The organism is Variovorax trehalosi, assembly GCF_051216415.1.
Classification (GTDB): Bacteria; Pseudomonadota; Gammaproteobacteria; order Burkholderiales; family Burkholderiaceae_C; genus Variovorax.
Genome location: NZ_JBPJZG010000001.1, coordinates 474,119 through 492,874, shown reverse-complemented (window position 1 = coordinate 492,874; position 18,756 = coordinate 474,119). Strand labels below are relative to the sequence as shown.

17 protein-coding genes are annotated in these 18,756 nt (G+C 67.6%); 2 read left to right on the top strand and 15 right to left on the bottom strand.

Going from position 1 to position 18,756, the window contains the following annotated elements; translation table 11 throughout:
* Positions 1–11: 11 nt before the first annotated feature.
* From ACSFA7_RS02355 to ACSFA7_RS02325, 7 genes are all read right to left on the bottom strand, one after another.
* On the bottom strand, positions 12–977 hold the full coding sequence (locus ACSFA7_RS02355; RefSeq protein WP_435497888.1) for a LysR family transcriptional regulator: 966 nt from the start codon (positions 975–977) through the stop codon (positions 12–14).
* A 106-nt stretch (positions 978–1,083) separates the two neighbouring features.
* Entirely contained in the window at positions 1,084–1,872 is a 789-nt protein-coding gene (locus ACSFA7_RS02350) for an enoyl-CoA hydratase-related protein (protein WP_435497887.1), read from the bottom strand.
* A gap of 1 nt (position 1,873) precedes the next feature.
* Positions 1,874–2,704 (bottom strand): SDR family NAD(P)-dependent oxidoreductase, encoded by an 831-nt coding sequence (locus ACSFA7_RS02345; protein WP_435497886.1) that lies wholly within the window; start codon positions 2,702–2,704, stop codon positions 1,874–1,876.
* A gap of 26 nt (positions 2,705–2,730) precedes the next feature.
* Positions 2,731–3,150, bottom strand: coding sequence for a MaoC family dehydratase (locus tag ACSFA7_RS02340; RefSeq protein ID WP_435497885.1), 420 nt, complete (start codon positions 3,148–3,150; stop codon positions 2,731–2,733).
* Between the two features lie 14 nt (positions 3,151–3,164).
* Positions 3,165–3,605, bottom strand: coding sequence for a MaoC family dehydratase N-terminal domain-containing protein (locus ACSFA7_RS02335; protein ID WP_257859056.1), 441 nt, complete (start codon positions 3,603–3,605; stop codon positions 3,165–3,167).
* Between the two features lie 13 nt (positions 3,606–3,618).
* Positions 3,619–4,803: a lipid-transfer protein gene (locus ACSFA7_RS02330; RefSeq protein WP_435497884.1), complete on the bottom strand. Its 1,185-nt coding sequence runs from the start codon at positions 4,801–4,803 to the stop codon at positions 3,619–3,621.
* A gap of 48 nt (positions 4,804–4,851) precedes the next feature.
* Positions 4,852–6,411, bottom strand: coding sequence for a long-chain-fatty-acid--CoA ligase (locus ACSFA7_RS02325; RefSeq protein WP_435497883.1), 1,560 nt, complete (start codon positions 6,409–6,411; stop codon positions 4,852–4,854).
* A 110-nt stretch (positions 6,412–6,521) separates the two neighbouring features.
* On the opposite strand from ACSFA7_RS02325, the gene ACSFA7_RS02320 reads away from it, so the two are divergent.
* Complete coding sequence (locus ACSFA7_RS02320) at positions 6,522–7,559, top strand: AraC family transcriptional regulator (protein ID WP_435497882.1); 1,038 nt, start codon at positions 6,522–6,524, stop codon at positions 7,557–7,559.
* A 58-nt stretch (positions 7,560–7,617) separates the two neighbouring features.
* Positions 7,618–8,205 carry a GbsR/MarR family transcriptional regulator gene (locus ACSFA7_RS02315; RefSeq protein ID WP_206178412.1) on the top strand — a complete coding sequence of 196 codons (588 nt, stop codon included), beginning with the start codon at positions 7,618–7,620 and terminating at the stop codon, positions 8,203–8,205.
* Between the two features lie 7 nt (positions 8,206–8,212).
* Here ACSFA7_RS02315 and cydX read toward each other — a convergent pair whose 3' ends face one another.
* The 8 genes from cydX to ACSFA7_RS02275 form a co-directional block, all read right to left on the bottom strand.
* Positions 8,213–8,362 carry a cytochrome bd-I oxidase subunit CydX gene (cydX, locus tag ACSFA7_RS02310; RefSeq protein ID WP_093433953.1) on the bottom strand — a complete coding sequence of 50 codons (150 nt, stop codon included), beginning with the start codon at positions 8,360–8,362 and terminating at the stop codon, positions 8,213–8,215.
* Between the two features lie 17 nt (positions 8,363–8,379).
* Positions 8,380–9,534 (bottom strand): cytochrome d ubiquinol oxidase subunit II, encoded by a 1,155-nt coding sequence (gene cydB / locus ACSFA7_RS02305; RefSeq protein ID WP_435497881.1) that lies wholly within the window; start codon positions 9,532–9,534, stop codon positions 8,380–8,382.
* Complete coding sequence (locus ACSFA7_RS02300; RefSeq protein ID WP_435497880.1) at positions 9,531–11,147, bottom strand: cytochrome ubiquinol oxidase subunit I; 1,617 nt, start codon at positions 11,145–11,147, stop codon at positions 9,531–9,533. Before ACSFA7_RS02300 ends, cydB begins: the two co-directional genes overlap by 4 nt.
* Positions 11,148–11,189: 42 nt before the next feature.
* Entirely contained in the window at positions 11,190–12,890 is a 1,701-nt protein-coding gene (gene cydC / locus ACSFA7_RS02295; RefSeq protein ID WP_435497879.1) for a thiol reductant ABC exporter subunit CydC, read from the bottom strand.
* Positions 12,887–14,572 carry a thiol reductant ABC exporter subunit CydD gene (gene cydD, locus ACSFA7_RS02290; protein ID WP_435497878.1) on the bottom strand — a complete coding sequence of 562 codons (1,686 nt, stop codon included), beginning with the start codon at positions 14,570–14,572 and terminating at the stop codon, positions 12,887–12,889. The genes cydC and cydD overlap by 4 nt, the downstream gene beginning before the upstream one ends.
* A gap of 177 nt (positions 14,573–14,749) precedes the next feature.
* On the bottom strand, positions 14,750–15,859 hold the full coding sequence (locus tag ACSFA7_RS02285; protein ID WP_435498877.1) for an acyltransferase family protein: 1,110 nt from the start codon (positions 15,857–15,859) through the stop codon (positions 14,750–14,752).
* A 49-nt stretch (positions 15,860–15,908) separates the two neighbouring features.
* On the bottom strand, positions 15,909–16,871 hold the full coding sequence (locus ACSFA7_RS02280) for an NAD(P)H-dependent flavin oxidoreductase (protein ID WP_435497877.1): 963 nt from the start codon (positions 16,869–16,871) through the stop codon (positions 15,909–15,911).
* Between the two features lie 79 nt (positions 16,872–16,950).
* Positions 16,951–18,741 (bottom strand): acyl-CoA dehydrogenase, encoded by a 1,791-nt coding sequence (locus ACSFA7_RS02275; RefSeq protein WP_435497876.1) that lies wholly within the window; start codon positions 18,739–18,741, stop codon positions 16,951–16,953.
* Between the last annotated feature and the right edge of the window lie 15 nt (positions 18,742–18,756).

Below are 18,756 nucleotides of genomic sequence, written 5' to 3'. Positions count from 1 at the left end.
CGGCGCGCGCCTCACCTGGCGGGCCGGCCCCTCGGCGCCCTTGGTTCGGCATGTGGCTCGGCCAATTTTTCGGCCGCCTCGAGCGCGGCGGTGAGCTCCGACAGGAAAGCAGCCACCGGGATCGGCAGGCTGCGGCCCTTGTGCACGCTCAAGGCCAGGCGCTGCGGCCGGGCCCGCGGATCCTTCAGCGGCACATAGGAGCCGGCCCTGGGGCGCCCGAACGGGTCTTCCAGCGGCACGGTCGTGAAGGTGAGACACATGCCTTCGGCCGCCACGTTGCGCATGAGCTCGTAGGAGTTGGTCTCCAGCGCGATGCGCGGGCGGATCTTCGCCTTGGCGAGCATCTCGTCGTACTGCTGCCTGGCCCACAGCGACGAGTCGAGCCATGACAGGCCGTACTCGGCACAGTGGGAAAGCCGCAGCGACTTGCTGCCTTCGAGCGGATGCCCGACAGGCACCATCACGTACAGCGGCAGGAGCCGCGAATAGACCACCGACAGGTCCTGGAAAGCGATGTCGCCGAAGGTGAAGCACGCGTCCAGGTCGTCTTCCAGCAGCATCTCGCCCAGCGTGGGGCTGCCGCTGACCTTCACGCTGAACGAGATGCCCGGATAGCGCTTGGAGAAGCCGGCGAAGAACTGCGGCATGAAGTCGCGCGTGAGCGATTCGGGCATGCCGAAGTTGACATGGCCGCGCTTGAGGCCCTGCAGCGCCTCGATCTCGGAGTGCAGCCGCCCGGACTCCTTGACGACGTTCTTGTGATAACGCATCAGGATCTCGCCCGCCGCGGTGAGCTTGACCTTGCCGCGCCCCTGGCGCCGCTCCAGCAAGGGCGCGCCCAGCGAGTCCTCGAGCATGGCCAGTTGCCGACTGATGGCGGAGGCCGCGACGTACAGGTTCTCGGATGCCGCCCTGATCGAGCCGGCGCGAACGACTTCGGCGAAGTACCGAAGCGAGGTCGTGGAGACAAGACTCAAGAGAACTCCGTGGTCTGGACGCAAGGCGAAAGGGCCACGGCAATTCTTGCATGCGCCACGCCGGCAACGGGGCTTCGTTCATGGTCCAGGCCCCGAAGGCCGCGCCTCAGCGGCCGGTGAAACGCGGTGCCCGCTTCGCAACGAATGCGGCCACGCCTTCGCGCGCGTCCGCACTGCCCGCACGTTCGCGCAAGAGCTTCTGCTCCATCGCGAAGTGTTCCTCGATCGGTCGCCCCGGCGCGCCGCCGCACAGCGCCTTGATGCCCGCGAACGACGCACTCGCACCGGCGGCCAGCCGCGCCACCAGCGCCTCGCCCGCCGCCGCAAGCTCCGCATCCGGATAGACCGCATCGACCGCGCCCGATGCCAGGCAGCGCTGGCTGTCGATGGGTTCGCTGAGCATCAGCCATTGCTGCGCCCGCACCGGCCCCACGCGGCGCGACAGGAAGTACGAGGCGCCCGCATCCGGCGAGAGGCCGATGGCCGCATAGCCCGTGCGCAGCTTCATCGACTCCGCAGCCAGCACGAAATCGCCGCACAGCGCGAGCCCCACGCCCGCGCCGCCGGCCGGCCCGTTCACGGCGACCACCAGCGGTGCCGGGCCCGTCACCAGGCGCAGCAATGCGGGATGAAGCCCGTCGAGAATTTCGTTCACCAGTTCGGGCAGCCGCTCTCCGGCGGCCACAAACTCATCAATATCGCCCCCTGCGCAGAACGCCTTGCCCTCGCCGGTCAACAGGATGGCGCGCGGCTTCTGTTCGAGCACCTCGTCGATGGCGCGGACCAGGGCCCGGGCGCTCACCGAGGTCAGCGCGTTCGCGCTCCCGGGCCGCTGCAGCACGATGCGACCGATGTCGTCGCGGATGCCCCAGGCGATGCCTTCGACGGTGTCCATATCAAATGCCCGTCAAGCCGCCGGTGCACATGAGCGTCTGGCCGCTCACGTAGTCCGACTCGGGCGCACACAGCAGGTACACCGCGCCGGCCGCTTCCTCGGGTGTGCCGCCGCGGCCGAGCGGAATCGACTGCTCCATCATCGCCAGCAGCCCGGGGTTCACGCCGACCTTGATCTCGCGGCCCTCGATGTTGGCCGTGGCCGCATCGGCGGTGCTCGCGGTCAGCCGGGTCTGGATGAAGCCAAAGGCCACGCAGTTGACGGTGACGTTCATGCGGCCCCATTCCTTGGCGAGCGTCTGCGTCATGCCGACGATGCCGGCCTTGGCGGTCGAGTAGTTGGTCTGGCCCGCGTTGCCGAAGAGCCCCGCCACCGAGGAGATGTTGACCACCTTGCGCACCACGCGCTTGCCCGCTTCGCCCTCGGCCTTGGCAAGTGCACGAATCACCGGCTGCGCCGCGCGCAGGATGCGGAACGGCGCCGTCAGGTGCACGTCGATCATGGCGTACCACTGCTCGTCGGTCATCTTCTGGACGACGCTGTCCCAGGTGTAGCCGGCGTTGTTCACGATGATGTCGAGGCCCTTGTATTCGTTCACCGCGGTGCCGATGAAGCGCTCGGCGAAGTCCGGCGCCGACACGCTGCCGGTGCAGGCCACCGCCTGCCCGCCCGCCGCGCGGATGGCCTGCACGGTTTCCTCGGCGGGCTCCGCATCGAGATCGTTGACCACGATGCGCGCGCCTTCGGAAGCGAGCTTGAGTGCGATCGCACGGCCGATGCCGCGGCCCGAGCCGGTGATGAGGGCAACCTTGCCTTCGAGCTTGAGTGTCATGTTGTTTTGTCTTTCGTTGGGATGGATCAGCGCAGCGCCACCAGCGCTTCGCCGGCGATGCGGGTCTGGCCGTACTGGTTGGCGCTCTGCACCTCGACGCGCACGCAGCGCTCTCCGTTGTGCTCGAGCTTCTCGACCACGCGACCGGTGCAGCGCACCGCATGGCCGATGTGAGTGATGCCCTGGAAGCGCACGTCGAAGCGACGCAGCTGCGACTGCGGCGCCCACTGCGTGACGAGGCGGCCGAGCCAGGCCATGCCCAGCATGCCCTGCGCGAACACGTCGGGCATGCCGGCCTTGCGCGCGAAGTCGGTGTCGATGTGGATCGGGTTGTGGTCGCCCGAGGCGCCCGCGAAGAGCGCGAGCGTGGTGCGGTTGACGGGCGCAAGCTGCAATGCGGGCAGCGCGTCGCCGATCTGGATGTTGTCGTAAGTGATGGTGGTCATCGTGCGTTCCTTCGTCAGTGGCGGCACACGATCACCGTGCGCAGTTCGGCCACGAGCTCGTCGCGCTGGTTGGTGGCACGCGAGGTCTTCACCACGAATTCGAGCGCGCCGTTCTTCTTGTCGTAGATGTCGCTGATGGTGGAGCGCACCGTCACCGTGTCGCCCACGCAGGCCGGCCGGTGGTAGCTGAAGCTCTGCTCGCCGTGCAGCAGCTTTGACAGCGGAATCTGCAGGTCGTCGAGCAGTTGGTTCGAGGCACCCGAATCCAGCTCGGCTGCGAACAGGAAAGTGGGCGGCGCGGGCAGGTCTGCGTAGCCCGCGTCGCGTGCCGCGGCGGCATCGGTGTAGACCGGGTCGGTCTCGCCGATGGCCTTGGCGAAAAACTGCAGCCGCGTGCGCTCGATCGGCAGCACCGAGGCGGGCAGCTCGTGGCCGATCCATTTCTTGTCGATCATGTCTTGCCTTTCCTCAGACGCGTTCGTACAGCGTGACCACACAGGCGCCGCCCAACCCGAGGTTGTGCTGCAGCGCCATCCGCGCGCCTTCGACCTGCCGTTTGTCTGCCGTGCCACGCAGTTGCTGGACCAGCTCCGTGCATTGCGCGAGCCCTGTCGCCCCGAGCGGATGCCCCTTCGACAGGAGCCCGCCCGACGGGTTGGTCACCACCTTGCCGCCATAGGTGTTGTCGCCGTCGACCACGAACTTCTCCGCGCCGCCAACCGGGCAGAGGCCCAGCGCCTCGTAGCTGAGGAGCTCGTTGTGCGCGAAGCAGTCGTGCAGCTCGACCACGTTGATATCTTGCGGGCCGACGCCGGCCGCGTCGTACACCTTCTGCGCAGCCTCCTGCGCCATGCTGAAGCCGACCACCTCGCGCATGTCTCGGCTCTCGAAAGTCACGGGGCGGTCGGTGGTCATGGCCTGCGCTTTGATGCGCACGCTGCGGTCCAGGCCGTGGCGTTCCGCGAAGCGCGGCGAGCAGACGATGGCCGCGGCCGCGCCGCAGGTGGGCGGGCAGGCCATGAGCCGCGTCATCACGCCGGGCCACATGACGGGGGCGGCCATCACCTCGTCCTCGGTGACGACGGTGCGAAACAGCGCCACCGGGTTGTTCGACGCATGACGGCTGGCCTTGGCGCGGATCTTCGCGAAGGTCGACATCTGCGTGCCGTACTGCTGCATATGCGCCAAGCCTGCACCGCCGAAGTAGCGCAGCGCGAGCGGCACCTGCTCGTTGCCGACCAGCTCGTCGGTGATGGTTTCGAAATTGTCGAAAGGGCTCGGGCGGTCGTTGAACACCGCACCCAGCGCGCCCGGGCTCATGTGCTCGAAGCCGAGCGCGAGCACGCAGTCGGCAGCGCCGCTGGCCACGGCCTGGCGCGCGAGGAAGAGCGCGGTCGAGCCGGTCGAGCAGTTGTTGTTGACGTTGACGACCGGGATGCCGGTCATGCCCACCTCGTACAGCGCGCGCTGGCCGGCGGTGGAGTCGCCGTACACGTAGCCCACGTAGGCCTGCTGGATCAACTCGTAGCCGATGCCCGCGTCCTTGAGCGCGGCGTTCGTCGCGTGCGCGGCCATCTGCGGATAAGGCTGGTTCGCGCCCGGCTTGGTGAAGGGGATCATGCCGACCCCGACCACGTAGACGTCTTGACTCATGAAGGTCTCCTTGATGTTCGGATTGGAAAAATGGTTGGAGGGAAAATGTCAGGCCACGCTGCGTTGCCGGTCTTGCCAGAAGGGTTCGCGCAGCTTTGTCTTGAGCACCTTGCCGGCCCCCGACAGCGGCAGCGCCTCGACCACGGCCACGCTGCGCGGGCACTTGTAGTTGGCGATCAGGCTCTTGCAGTGCGCGATCAATTCCTCGGGCTGGATGCCTTGCCCGGACTTGAGCACCAGCACCGCATGCACGCTCTCGCCCCACTCCTCGCTCGGAATGCCGATGACCGCGCACGCGGCCACCGCGGGGTGCTGGTTGATGGCGTTCTCGACTTCGGCTGAGTACACGTTCTCGCCGCCGCTGATGATCATGTCCTTCATGCGGTCGACCACGAAGATGAAGCCGTCCGCGTCCATGTAGGCGCCGTCGCCTGTGTGCATCCAGCCGTCGCGCAGCGCGGCGGCCGTCTGCTCGGGCTTGTTCCAGTAGCCCTGCATCACGTTGGGGCCGCGCACCGCCACTTCGCCCACGGTGCCGCGCGGCACTTCGGTGCCGTCGGCATCGACGATGCGCACTTCCATGCACACGCTGGCGCGGCCCGCCGAGCGCAGCTTGCCGGTCTTGCGGCCCTCGGCCGTGTGGAAGAAGGCCGGATGCAGCGTGGCGATGGGCGACAGCTCGGTCATGCCGTAGGCCTGCACGAAGTCGACGCCCGGGAAGGCTTCCATGGCGCGGTTCAGCACGGCCTCGGAAATCGGCGAGGCGCCGTAGGTGATGTTCTTGAGGGTGCTCAGGTCGCGCGGCTTGCGCATGGCGGGATGATCGACCAGCATCTGGATCATGGTGGGCACCAGCAGCAGGCTGGTCACGCGGTCGCGCTCGATGGCGTCGAGCACGCCCTCGGGCGTGAACATCGGCAGGATCGCGTGCGTGTTGCCGGCGAACCAGTGCGGCGTGGCCAGGCCCATGTCGGCCAGGTGGAACATCGGCGCCGCATGCAGGTAGCAGCCGCCCGCCGGTGCCAGCCCCTCGGCCTGCGCCGCCAGCGCCGAGCTGCAGATGTTGATGTGGCTGAGCATCACGCCCTTGGGAAAACCGGTGGTGCCGCCGGTGTAGAAGATGCCGGCCAGGTCTTCGCCGCGGCGCACGGCGTCGGACACCGGCGAGGCGGCGTCGATCAGCCTCTCGTAGCTGTGCATGCCGGCCGGCACAGGGCCGTCGCCGCAGTAGATGACCTCACGCAGGCTCTTCGATTGGCCGCGCATCTGCTCGACCACGCCGCGGAAGGTCTCGTCGACCAGCACGATGCTCGAGCCGGAGTCTTCCAGTGAGTAGAGGATTTCGGCCGGCGACCAGCGGATGTTGCAGGGGTTGAGCACGCCGCCGCCCCAGGGCACCGCCATCTGGTATTCCAGGTAGCGGTCGGAGTTGAGCGACAGCATGGCGACGCGGTCGCCCGCCTGCATGCCGAGGCCCTGGAGCGCGCCGGCCAGGCGCGCCACACGTTCAGCAAAGTCGCGAAAACTGCGGGCGCGGCCGGCAAAGCGCACCGCGATGGCGTCGGGGCGCTGCTGCACGGCGCGGTGAAGGCCTTGGGTCATGTACATGGGTTTGTCTCCGTCTGGTTCTTGTGCAGTGGCATGGTAGAAATCCCCGCACGGCCCGGCGATTGCAGTTCGCTTCGATCGCATGGCAGAAAACGTCAATCCACCGACACATGCTGCAACCGCCCATCACCATTCCGATCGTCTTCGTGCAGGGCATGCTCTCGGGCGTCCGGGCGCGCGGGGCCGAGGCGGCGGTGTGCATCGACACGGCACTCGAAGATGCGGGCATCGCGCCCTCGCTGCTGCAGGAGGCCGGTGCGCGCGTCACGGGCGAGCAGTACGTGGCCCTCTTCGCGCTGCTGATGCAGCGCATGGACGACGAGGCCCTGGGCTTTCTCACGCGACGCCTGCGCTGCGGCAGCTTCGCGTTGATGGTGCGCTCCACGCTGGGCGCGCCGACCTTCGAAGTGGCGCTGCGCCGCGTGGCGCACACCTTCAGCCTGCTGCAGGACGACCTGACGCTGGTGCCGCTGCAGGAAGGCGCGCTCGCCGGCTTCGGCATCCGCCTCAACAACCCGCAGGCGGCGCACCAGAACTTCCTGCACGAGTTGATGCTGCGGGTGTACTGGCGACTCTTCGCATGGCTGCATGGCGGCCGGCTGGTGGCACGGCGTTTCGATTTCGGCTTCGAGCTGCCGCCCTATGCCGATGGCTACGCCAAAGTGTTCCCGGGCCCGCTGCAGTTCGGCCAGCCGCTGTCGGCCGTGTGGTTCGATCGCAGCGCACTCGCCACGCCGGTGCACCGCGATGCGCACGCGATGCAGGTCTTTCTCTCGGCGTCGCCGGCCAACGTGATCCTGCCCCGGCTCGCCGAGCAGGTCGTGAGCGCGAAGGTGCGCGCGGTACTGCAGCAGAACCGGCCCGCGTGGGCCGACCTGGCGACCACGGCAGACAGCCTGCATATGTCGGTGAGCACCCTGCAGCGTCACCTGGCGACGGAAGGCACGTCGTTCCAGTCGTTGAAGGACCAGCTGCGGCGCGACCTGGCCATCGTGCGGCTCAACACCAGCACCGTGCCGCTCGCCGCGCTGGCCGAGGAGCTGGGGTTCGCGGACAGCGCAGCCTTCCAGCGGGCCTTCAAGACCTGGACGGGCGGCGCGCCGGGGTCGTACCGGCGGCGTGCCCTGCCCGACGTGCAGCCCGATTGAGCGGATCGAGTTTTCAGAAGCTACCGAAACTCCAGCAATCCCGCGCGACAATCCGCGCATGGCCACCGCACCCGACCTCCCTCCCCTCAACCGCCAGTTCGTCGCTCACTTCGGCGAGATGGGCAGCAAGTGGGGCATCAACCGCACCGTGGGACAGATCTACGCGCTGATCTTCCTGTCGCAGCGCGCGCTCAATGCCGACGAAATCGCCGAGCTGCTGGAGTTCTCGCGCTCCAACGTGAGCATGGGCCTGAAGGAGTTGCAGGCCTGGCGGCTGGTGCGGCTGCGGCACCAGGCCGGCGACCGGCGTGAATACTTCGAGGCGCCGTCGGACGTGTGGGAAATCTTCCGCGTGCTGGCCGAGGAGCGCCGTCGCCGCGAGATCGAACCCACGCTCTCGATGCTGCGCAACGCGCTGCTCGAATCGCCCACGAGCGATGCCGAACGCCACGCGCAGGAGCGCATGCGCGAGATGCACGACCTGATCGACCGGTTGATGAAGTGGTTCGACGATGTGCAGCGGCTCGCGCCCGAGACTGCGATGCAGCTCATGGGCATGGGGGCGACTGTCACGAAGGTGCTGACACTCAAAGACCGCATCACTGGCGGTGGTGCGGCGAAGAAGAAAAAGCCTGCAGCTGGCTAGTTCACCGTCACAGCCGCTCCTGCCCCTCCGGCGATTCGGGCAACTCGAGCTTCTCCCTGCGGATGGCGTCGTCGTCCATGAGTTCGTACCACATGGCATTGAGTACGGCGAAGGCGGCCGCCAACGGCAGGCCGAGGATCCAGGCGAAGTACCACATGTTCTGTTCCTCCTTGTTCAGTAGGCGTGACCGCTGTCTTCGCGGATGGCTTTCTCGTCGACCTTGCCCCACAGCACGTGGTAGACCCAGGTGGTGTAGGCCACGATGATCGGAATGAAGATGCCCGTGACCACCAGCATGATGAACAACGTGAGATGGCTCGAGGACGAATCCCACACCGTGAGGCTCGCGCGCGGATCGATGGACGAAGGCAGGATGAACGGGAACATCGACGCGCCCACGCTCAGGATGATGCCGGCGATGCCGAGTGCCGCGGTGAGCAACGCGAGCACCGGCCGGCGCAACACCAGCCCGAGCAACGCGCCCAGCGCGCCGACGAAGCCGGCAACAGGCGCAGCCAATGTCCACGGGTGCGCTGCGTAGTTGGCGGTCCATGCGCCCGCGTGCAGCTCGACGGTCTTCAGCATCGGGTTCGACGGCCCCACCGCATCGACCACGCTGCTGATGCGGTAACCGCCGATGCTGGTCGCGAGCAACACGCCGGCCAGCGCATAGAGCACAACGGTGAGCACCGCCGCGACGATGCCGTAGGTGCGCGCCCGCTCGGCCACCGGCCCGGCCGTCTTGAGCAGCAGCCACGCCGCGCCGTGCATCACGAGCATCGCGACAGACACGAGCCCGCACAGGATCGCGAACGGATTCAGGAGACCGAAGAAGCCGCCGTCGTAGAAGATGTGCATGTCGGCATTGAAGCGAAATGGCACGCCCTGCAGCACATTGCCCACCGCCACGCCGCAGATCAGCGCGGGCACGAAGCCGCTGAAGAACAGCACCCAGTCCCAGCGCGCGCGCCATTGCGGCGACTCGCGCTTGCTGCGGAACTTGAAGGCCACGGGCCGCAGGATCAGCGCCGTGAGGATCACGAACATCGCGAGATAGAAGCCCGAGAACGACACCGCGTACAGCTGCGGCCACGCCGCGAAGATCGCGCCGCCGCCCAGGATCAGCCACACCTGGTTGCCCTCCCACACCGGGCCGACGCTGTTGATGACGACGCGGCGCTCGATGTCGTTGCGCGCCGCGAACGGCAGCAGCATGCCGCTGCCCAAGTCGAAACCGTCGGTCACGGCGAAGCCGACCAGCAGCACGCCGATCAGCAGCCACCAGATGAAGCGCAAGGTGTCGTAGTCGAGGAGTGTGTGGAGGATCATGCGGCGCTCCCGGTGGTGGAAGAGACGGTGGCGGCGGCGTGCGCCGGTGGAACGTGCGAGCGTGCATCGCCCTCGTCGGGCGCGTGCTCGGCTTCAGGTCCCTTGCGGATGGCCTTGAGCATCAGCTTCATCTCGATGACCAGCAGCGTGGTGTAGATCGCAATGAACCCCGCGAGCGTGAGCAGGAGCGTCTTCACGCCGAGGTTCGACACGGCCACGGCCGTGGGCAGCACGCCCTCGATCACCCAGGGCTGCCGACCGAACTCCGCCACCAGCCAGCCGGACTCGATGGCGATCCACGGCAACGGGATCGCGAACACCGCAGCCTTGAGCAGCCATCGGTGCTTGTCGAGCTGGCGGCGCGCCGACAGCACGAAGAAGGTGCCGGTCAAAAGGATCAGCAGCATGCCGATGCCCACCATCACGCGGAACAGCCAGAAGAGCGGCGCCACCTGCGGCACGGTGTCCCACGCAGCCTTGGCGATCTGTTCGTCGGTGGCTTGGCGCGGATCGTCCACATAGCGCTTGAGCAGCAGCGCGTAGCCCATGTTGATGCCGTTGTCCTCGAAGTCGCCGCGCACGCCCTGCGTGACCTTGTCGGTACCGCCGGCCTCGCGAATCTTCTGCAGGGCGTCGTAGGCCTTGAGGCCTTCGCGGATGCGGGCCTCGGCGCGCTTGACCAGTTCGTCGATGCCGGGCATCACCGTGTCGAGCGAGCGGGTGCCGATGAGGCCCATCACGCCGGGGATGTGGATGGCGTAGTGCGTCTCGCGCGCCGCCTGGTCGGGGAAGCCGATGACGGTGAAGGCGGCGGGTGCGGGCTGCGTCTCCCACATGGCTTCGATGGCGGCCAGCTTCATCTTCTGGTGCTCGCCCGAAAGGTAGCCGCTTTCGTCGCCGAGCACCGCCACCGACAGCGCGGAGGCCAGACCGAAGGACGCGGCCACGGTCATCGAGCGCTTGGCCAGTTCGAGGTGACGGCCCTTGAGCACATACCAGGCCGACACGCCGAGCACGAACACCGAGGCGCACACATAGCCCGCCGAGACGGTGTGCACGAATTTGGCCTGCGCCACCGGGTTGGTGAGCACCGCGAGGAAATCGGTCACCTCCATGCGCATCGTCTGCGGGTTGAAGGCCGCGCCCACGGGGTTCTGCATCCAGCCGTTGGCAATGAGGATCCACAGCGCCGAGAAGTTGGAGCCGATGGCCACGGCCCACGTCGCGACCAGGTGGCCGACCTTGGAGAGCTTGTCCCAGCCGAAGAAGAACAGGCCCACGAACGTCGCTTCCATGAAGAAGGCCATGAGCCCCTCGATGGCCAGCGGCGCGCCGAAGATGTCGCCCACGTAGTGGCTGTAGTAGCTCCAGTTCATGCCGAACTGGAACTCCATCACCACGCCGGTCGCCACACCCATCGCGAAATTGATGCCGAAGAGCACGCCCCAGAATTTCGTCATGTCGCGCCAGATCACGCGACCGGTCATCACGTAGACCGTCTCCATGATGGCCAGGAGGATCGAGAGGCCGAGAGTGAGCGGCACGAAGAGGAAGTGATACAGCGCCGTGACGGCGAACTGCAGGCGCGAGAGCGCAACGATGTCGAGGTCCATGGGGCTTCCTTTGGTTTTTCTCTTCTGTCTTTTTCTGCGGGATCAATCGGGGCGCAGGGTGCGCAACGCGGTGTCGAAGGCGGCGCTGCCGCGTCGCAGGTCGGCCACGATGCGGCCCTGCTGCATGCACACGAGGCGATCGGCGAGCGCGGCTTCGCGGCGCAGGTGCGTGGCGATCACGAGCGTGCGGCCGTCGGCGTGTCGGGCGAGGCGTTGCAGCACGTCGTGCGCAACTGCGGCGTCGAGCGCTTCGGTGGGTTCGTCGAGCAGCCAGAGTGGCACGGGGCGCAGCAGCAGGCGGGCCAGTGCCAGGCGGCGGGATTGACCGCCGGAGAGGCCGAGGCCGCCTTCGCCGAGGCGGGTGTCCAGGCCCGTCTTCAGGACACGGACGTCGTCTTCGAGGCCTGCTGCTTGCAGCGCGGACCAGAGTTGCTCGTCAGTGGCCTCGGGGTTGGCGAGGCGGAGGTTGTCGCGCAGGCTGTCCTGGAAGAGTTCGGTGCGTTGGGTGAGCAGGCACGGCGGCTGTGCGCTCGTGCGGCCGGACTGCGGGGTGATTTCGCCGGCGATCACGTTGAGCAGCGTGGACTTGCCGGCGCCGCTGGCGCCGATCAGTGCGACGCGTTCGCCTGGGGCGACGGTCAACGACACGTCGTTCAAGACCTGGATGCGGCTGCCGGGGTGCGCGAGCGTGACATGGCTCATGCACAGCGCGACGGAGGCTTCTTCGCTGCTGGCTGCCGGCGTCTCTTCCTCGGTCGTCATGCGCGGCGCGAGGCGGCGCACCGCGAGCCACGTCCGCCCCGCATCGAGCGCGCCGCGCCGCAAGGCCGCGAAAGGCTCGGTCGCCGTGAGCGCCACGAGCAACGCGAGCGCCGCGGCGGGTGCGCCGATCGCGCCCTCCCCCACCAGCACGCCCACTGCCAGCAGCACGCCGACGAGGGTTGCGGTACCCGCGCTGCCATAGGCGATGCCGGCTGCGGTTTCGAGGCGGTTCAACGCGAGGTCTGCCTTGGCGAGATGCCGGTCGGCGTTCATGAGTGCTTCGCGTTGCGCGTCGATGCGGCCGGCCATGACCAAGTCGGTCTGGCCGGCCACGAGATCGACCGCACGGGCGCGCAACGCCTCGATGGCGTGGGCGCGGTGCACCGCAGGTCGCCGTGCACGCCGCGCGACAAGGAACGCGATGCCCCAACCGACAGCGACGAGCCAGAGCATCAACGCCACGCCCATGCCGACGTGCATGAAGCCCAGCACCACGCCGGCCAGCAGCGCGGCACCCAAGGCTGCGGCGGCGGGCACGAGCAGGCGCAGGTAGAGCGATTCGAGCGCGTCGATGTCGGCCGTGAGGCGGAACAGCAGGCGCGCAGGTCGCGTCAGCAGCGCACGCGCCGCCTCCGGACGCGCCCAACCCTGGAACAGACGAACCCGCAGAGATGCGAGCACAGCAAAGGTCGCATCGTGCGTGACAAGCCGTTCGCCATAACGCGATGCCGTGCGGCCCAGCGCCAGCAGGCGGATGCCGGCCGACGGCGCGAACACGTCGAAGGTGAATGCAGTCGCCGCATGCAGGCCGGCGAGCGCGGTCGCGGTGATGAACCAGCCCGAGAGACCCAGCAACGCCATGCCCGCGAGCACCGTGACGGCAGCGAGCAGGCCACCCCAGAGCAAGGGGCGCGGCTGCGAGGCGAGGAAGGGGCGCAGCACGAGGCGCAGGTCGCGCCAGTTGTTTCTGGAGATCGTCATGCCGCACGCTCCATCGCTTCTGCGTCGAGGCTGATCACCCGGTGCATGCGCGCCGCCAGCACGGGATCGTGCGTCGCGACGATCAGCGTCTTGCCCTTGGCCAGCGTGACCAGTGCGTCGGCCACGCGCCCGGTGGTTTCCGTGTCGAGGTGCGCGGTGGGCTCGTCGACCAGCAGCAGGTCGGCATGCACGTGGACGGCGATGCGTGCCAGGGCAAGCAGCACCGCCTCTCCGCCCGACAGGCCGCTGCCGCCCTCGCCCAGCGCCACGGCGGGATGGGCCTGTGCGACGGTTTCGAGCGATGCGAAACGCATAGCGGCCGCGACCTGTGGGGTGTCGATTTCTGCGCGGCCGAGCGCCACGTTGTCCTCGATCGAACCGGCGAACACATGCGGCTTCTGGCCCATCCATGCCATGCGCTGCCGAAGGGCGCTCACGGTGCGGTCGGACAGCGGCACACCGCCGATGGAGATTTCTCCGCCGGTCGCAGGCAGCAGTCCGGCGAGGAGCGACAGCAAGGCCGTCTTGCCCGAGCCACTCGCGCCGGTGATCGCGACGTGCTCGCCGGCCGCGACGCGAAGGTCGTAGCCGTCGAACAGCGCTTGCTCGCCGGGCCAGGCGAAACGCAGGCCGTGGATGGTGACGACGGGCGCGGCGCCAGCGGCTCCGGTTGCCGTGCGCACCGGTGTATTCGCGCCAGGCAGCGGCAACTCGCTGCGCTGAAGCTGTTCGAGCGACTGCAGTGCCGCCTCGCCCGCCGCGCGGTCGTGCCAGACGGCCGAAAGCTCGCGCAGCGGCTCGAAGAAAGCCGGCGCGAGCAACAGCACGAACAGGCCTTCACCGAGGCTCAACTGCCGGCCCCAGGCGCCGAAGCCCAGCGTGCCCAGCAGGTGGAAGCCCACGTACGCCGCCACCATCGCAACGCCGAGCGCCGAGAACAACTCAAGCAGCGCCGACGAGAGGAAGGCGATGCGCAGTACCGCCATGGTCCGCTGACGCAGCGATTGCGCGGCTTCGCCCAGGCGGACGGCCGTTGCATCCACCGCACCGAGCGCGCGCAGCGTGGCCAGGCCCCGCAGGCGGTCGAGCAGGAAGGCATTCATGCCGCCCATCTCGACCATCTGCGCCTCGCTCGCAGCCTTGGCGCGCCAGCCGACGATGGCCATGAAGAGCGGAATCAACGGGGCCGCGACCAGGAGCACCAACGCGGCGATCCACGAGAGGCTCGCCACCACGAGCACGATGAGAACGGGCACCACCATCACGCGCCAGCGCGCCGGCTGGTAGCGCACGAGGTATGGCACCAGCGCCTCGGCCTGCTCGGCGAGGATGCTGGCGGCCTGGCCGGAAGCGGTGCGGCTGCGGTCAAGTGGCGATCCGCCCGCGAGTGCTGCAGTTGCCTGCGCACGCAGTGCCGTCAGCTGTGCTCTTGCGCGCGTGAAAGTCCGGCGCGCGCCCCAGGCCTCGCAAGCCGCGCGCAGCAATCCAAGCAGCATGATGCCGAGCGCCGGCAACTGCACCGCCGCCAAGCCCTGTCCCGCAGCCAGTCCCTGCACCGCCATCGCGAGCAACGCTGCCTGCGGAATCCAGAAAAGCGCGGCTGCGCCCTGCACCACGCTGCCGACGTCGGTCGACGCAGAGGCCTGCAACGGCAGTCGTGGGGTTGGCGAGTGCTGGGTCATTCCTTAGTTTTGCGTATTTTCAGTATTTACTGAAATCTCCACAATCATACCGAAGGCGAAAAGACACTGACGAGCCCGCAGCCTGCGCGCTCCGGCGCCCGAGCGCAACCCGTTCAAGGAAGAATCAGCTGTGGCGCCAGCGCTGCCGCGAGGCAGACGCCCTCTTCACCGACGCGATCAGTGCGAAACGACGATCCCGCTGACCAGCAGCGCAGCGAACAGCGTGAAGACCCCGCGCCACGATGCCGGGCGCGCCTCCACCCAGCGGTACAGCAGCGCCGCCGCAGCCACCGAAAGGCCGAAGGTCACCACCATGCCCAGCAGGTCGACCCACGGCCCGTGCGGCGCAAGGTTCGCGACGAGCGCGTTCATGGCCAGGAGCACCGGAAAGTGAATCAGGAAGAGCGAATACGACATGCGCCCCAAGCGCTGCAGCGGCACCGCTGCTGCCGGCCACTTGGCGGGCGATAGCCAATGCCAATGCTGTGCGAGCGCGATCAGCAGCGCCGTCAGCAGCGCCGTCGCGATGCGGCTGCGCCATTCGATGGCCAGCGCTCCTGCCCCAACCAGCAACAGCAGTGCCACGGCGCCCTGCCAGGTGCTGGCCCGCGTCGCACGGCCGATCCAGAACACCAGCATGCCGAGCCCGTAGGCGCCGAAGAAATACAGCGCGGTGTCGTCCAGGTCGGCGTTTCGGTTGAAGAGCACCAGCGAGGCAACGGCCAGCGCGAGCACCAGCAGCACGGGCATCCACCGCGACGACGGATGCACGACGGCCGGTGCGGGCGAGCGCAACATGGCAGGAAGGCCCACGAGCATCAACGCGAGCGCGAACAATTGGAAGTCGATGGCCACGTACCAGACGCCGGTGGACAGCGACTCGTAGCCCAGCAGATCCTGCAGCAACAGGCCGTGCGCAAACAATTGGCCGATGCTCGGCGAAGCCGGCACCACGTCTTCATCGAGCCACGGCCGCACCAGCGCGGCCACGAGCACGCAGACGGTGAGCGCAGCCAGGTACGGCATCACCAGCCGCCCGTACCGTTGCAGGATGCGTGCGATGGGCCGATCGACGCGCAACAGGCCGTCCGGCGCGAGGCTCGCTGCCGCGAGAAATCCCGCAATCACGAGGAACACCTGCACCGCGAGCCGGCCGTCATCCGCCAGCCAGCCGAAGAAATCGGGCGCGAGCCCGTACGCGCCCGCGGGCATCGGCCCGTAGCGCGAGAGGTGATGCCCGACGATCACCGCACAGGCGATGCCCTTCGCCACGTCGAGCAACGGCATGCGCCCTGGCGACGAGGGCGCGATGGCAGGAGCCATGGTCAGTCGTCGCTCAAAGAGCGAGCCGCTGCCTTGCTTCCTGGTATTCGCGCTTGAGCTTTTCGATGAAGGCCGCTGCGCTGGCCACTTCGGTCACGGCGCCGATGCCCTGGCCCGAGCCCCAGATGTCTTTCCAGGCCTTGGCCTTGCTGCCGTCGCCACCGCCGAAGTTCATGGTCTTCACGTCGCCTTCGGGCAGATTCGCCGGGTCCATGCCGGCGGCGACGATGCTCGGCGCCAGATAGTTGCCGTGCACGCCGGTGAAGAGGCTGGAGTAGACGATGTCGTCCGACGTGCCATCGACGATGGCCTGCTTGTAGTCGTCGCTCGCGCGCGCCTCTTCGGTCGCGATGAAGGCGGTGCCGATGTAGGCGAAGTCGGCGCCCATGGCCTGCGCCGCGAGCACCGCGCCGCCGGTGGCAATCGAGCCCGACAGCGCGATCGGCCCGTCGAACCACTGGCGGATTTCCTGCACCAGCGCGAACGGGCTCTTCACGCCCGCATGGCCGCCGGCACCGGCCGCCACGGCGATGATGCCGTCGGCGCCCTTCTCGATCGCCTTCTGCGCGAACTTGTTGTTGATGATGTCGTGCAGCGTCACGCCGCCGTAACTGTGCACCGCATCGTTCACGTCGGTGCGCGCGCCCAGCGAGGTGATGACGATCGGCACCTTGTACTTCACGACCATCTCCATGTCGTGCTCCAGGCGGTCGTTGCTCTTGTGCACGATCTGGTTGATGGCGAACGGCGCGGCGGGCTTGTCGGGGTTCGCCTTGTTGTAGGCCGCAAGTTCTTCGGTGATCTCGATCAGCCACTCTTCGAGCTGCGCCGCGGGGCGTGCGTTGAGCGCGGGCATCGAGCCGACCACGCCGGCCTTGCATTGCGCGATCACGAGCTTGGGGTTGCTGATGATGAACAGCGGCGAGCCGATGATCGGCAGCGGCAGGTTCGCGAGGACGGGGGGCAGCTTGGACATGTTGTCTCCGGAAATGGATTCGGTTTTATAAGAGAGGAAGGCCCGTGCCGCCGGTCAGGTGGGCGACACGGAACGCGGCTCAGAACGCGTCGAGCGCGAGCGCCGTGACGCTCTCGGCGCCGTCGACGATGCTCTCGCGGATGCCCGGCACTTTGTTCAGGATGTGCTCGGCATAGAAGCGCGCCGTGGCGATCTTGGCGAGCATGAAGTCGGTATCGAAGCTGCGCGAAGCGAGGTCCTCGGCAATGATCAGCGAGCGCGCCAGTTGCCAGCCGGCCATGAGGTTGCCCGCGAGCATCAGGTACGGCACGCTGCCCGAGAACACCGCGTTGGGCGAGGCCTTGGTCTGGCCCGCGACGAAATCCACCACTTCGATGAAGGCTTCGCGCGCGGCCTTCAGGCGCTTCTGCACGGACGCGGCTGCGGCGCTGTCGCTCTTGGCGAGTTCAGCTTCGGTTTTCTCGATCTGCGCGGCGATGGCCTTGGCGGTCTGGCCGCCGTCGCGCGCGGTCTTGCGGCCGACCAGGTCGTTGGCCTGGATGGCGGTGGTGCCTTCGTAGATCGTGAGGATCTTCGCGTCACGGTAGTACTGCGCCGCGCCCGTCTCCTCGATGAAGCCCATGCCGCCGTGCACCTGCACGCCGAGCGAAGTCACTTCGAGGCTCATCTCGGTGCTGTAGCCCTTGACCAGCGGCACCATGAATTCGTAGAAGGCCTGGTTCTGCTTGCGCGCATCCGCATCGGGGTGGTGGTGCGCGGCATCGTAGGCGGCAGCGGCCACCGAAGCCATCGCGCGGCAGCCTTCGGTGTAGGCGCGCATCGTCATCAGCATGCGCTTGACGTCGGGATGGTGAATGATCGGTGCGCTCACGTTGATCGAACCGTCGACCGGACGGCTCTGCACGCGGTCCTTTGCGTAGGCCACGGCGTGCTGGTAGGCACGCTCGGCAATCGCGATGCCCTGCATGCCCACTGCATAGCGGGCCGAGTTCATCATGATGAACATGTACTCCAGGCCGCGGTTCTCCTGGCCGACGAGGTAACCGACAGCGCCGCCGTGGTCGCCGTACTGCAGCACCGCGGTCGGCGAGGCCTTGATGCCCATCTTGTGCTCGATGCTCACGCAGTGCACGTCGTTGCGCTCGCCGAGCGCGCCGTCCTTGCCGACCATGAATTTCGGCACCACGAACAGGCTGATGCCCTTCACGCCTTCGGGCGCACCGGTCACGCGGGCCAGCACGAGGTGCACGATGTTCTCGGCCATGTCGTGCTCACCGTAGGTGATGAATATCTTGGTGCCGAACACCTTGTAGGTGCCGTCGGGCTGCGGTTCGGCGCGGCTGCGCACCATGGCCAGGTCGCTGCCGGCCTGCGGCTCGGTGAGGTTCATCGTGCCGGTCCACTGGCCGCTCACGAGCTTCTCGAGGTACACGGCCTTGAGCTCGTCGGAGCCGGCGGTGAGCAGTGCCTCGATGGCGCCGTCGCTCAGGAGCGGGCACAGCGCGAAGCTCATGTTGGCCGAATTGAGCATCTCGCCGCATGCCGCGCCGATGGTCTTCGGCAGGCCCTGGCCGCCGAAGTCCGCCGGATGCTGAAGGCCTTGCCAGCCGCCAGAGACGTATTGCGCGAAGGCATCCTTGAAGCCCGGCGTAGTGGTGACCTCACCGCCCTTGAACGACGAGGGATTGCGGTCGCCTTCGATGTTCAGCGGCGCGACCACGTCCTGGTTGAAACGGGCGCATTCCTCGAGCACGGCTTGCGCGGTCTCGAGGCCTGCATCCTCGAAGCCCGGCAGCTTGGCGATCTCGCCGATGTTGGCCAGGTGCTCGATGTCGAACAGCATGTCCTTGAGGGGGGCGGTGTAGCTCATGTCTTGTCTCCAGAT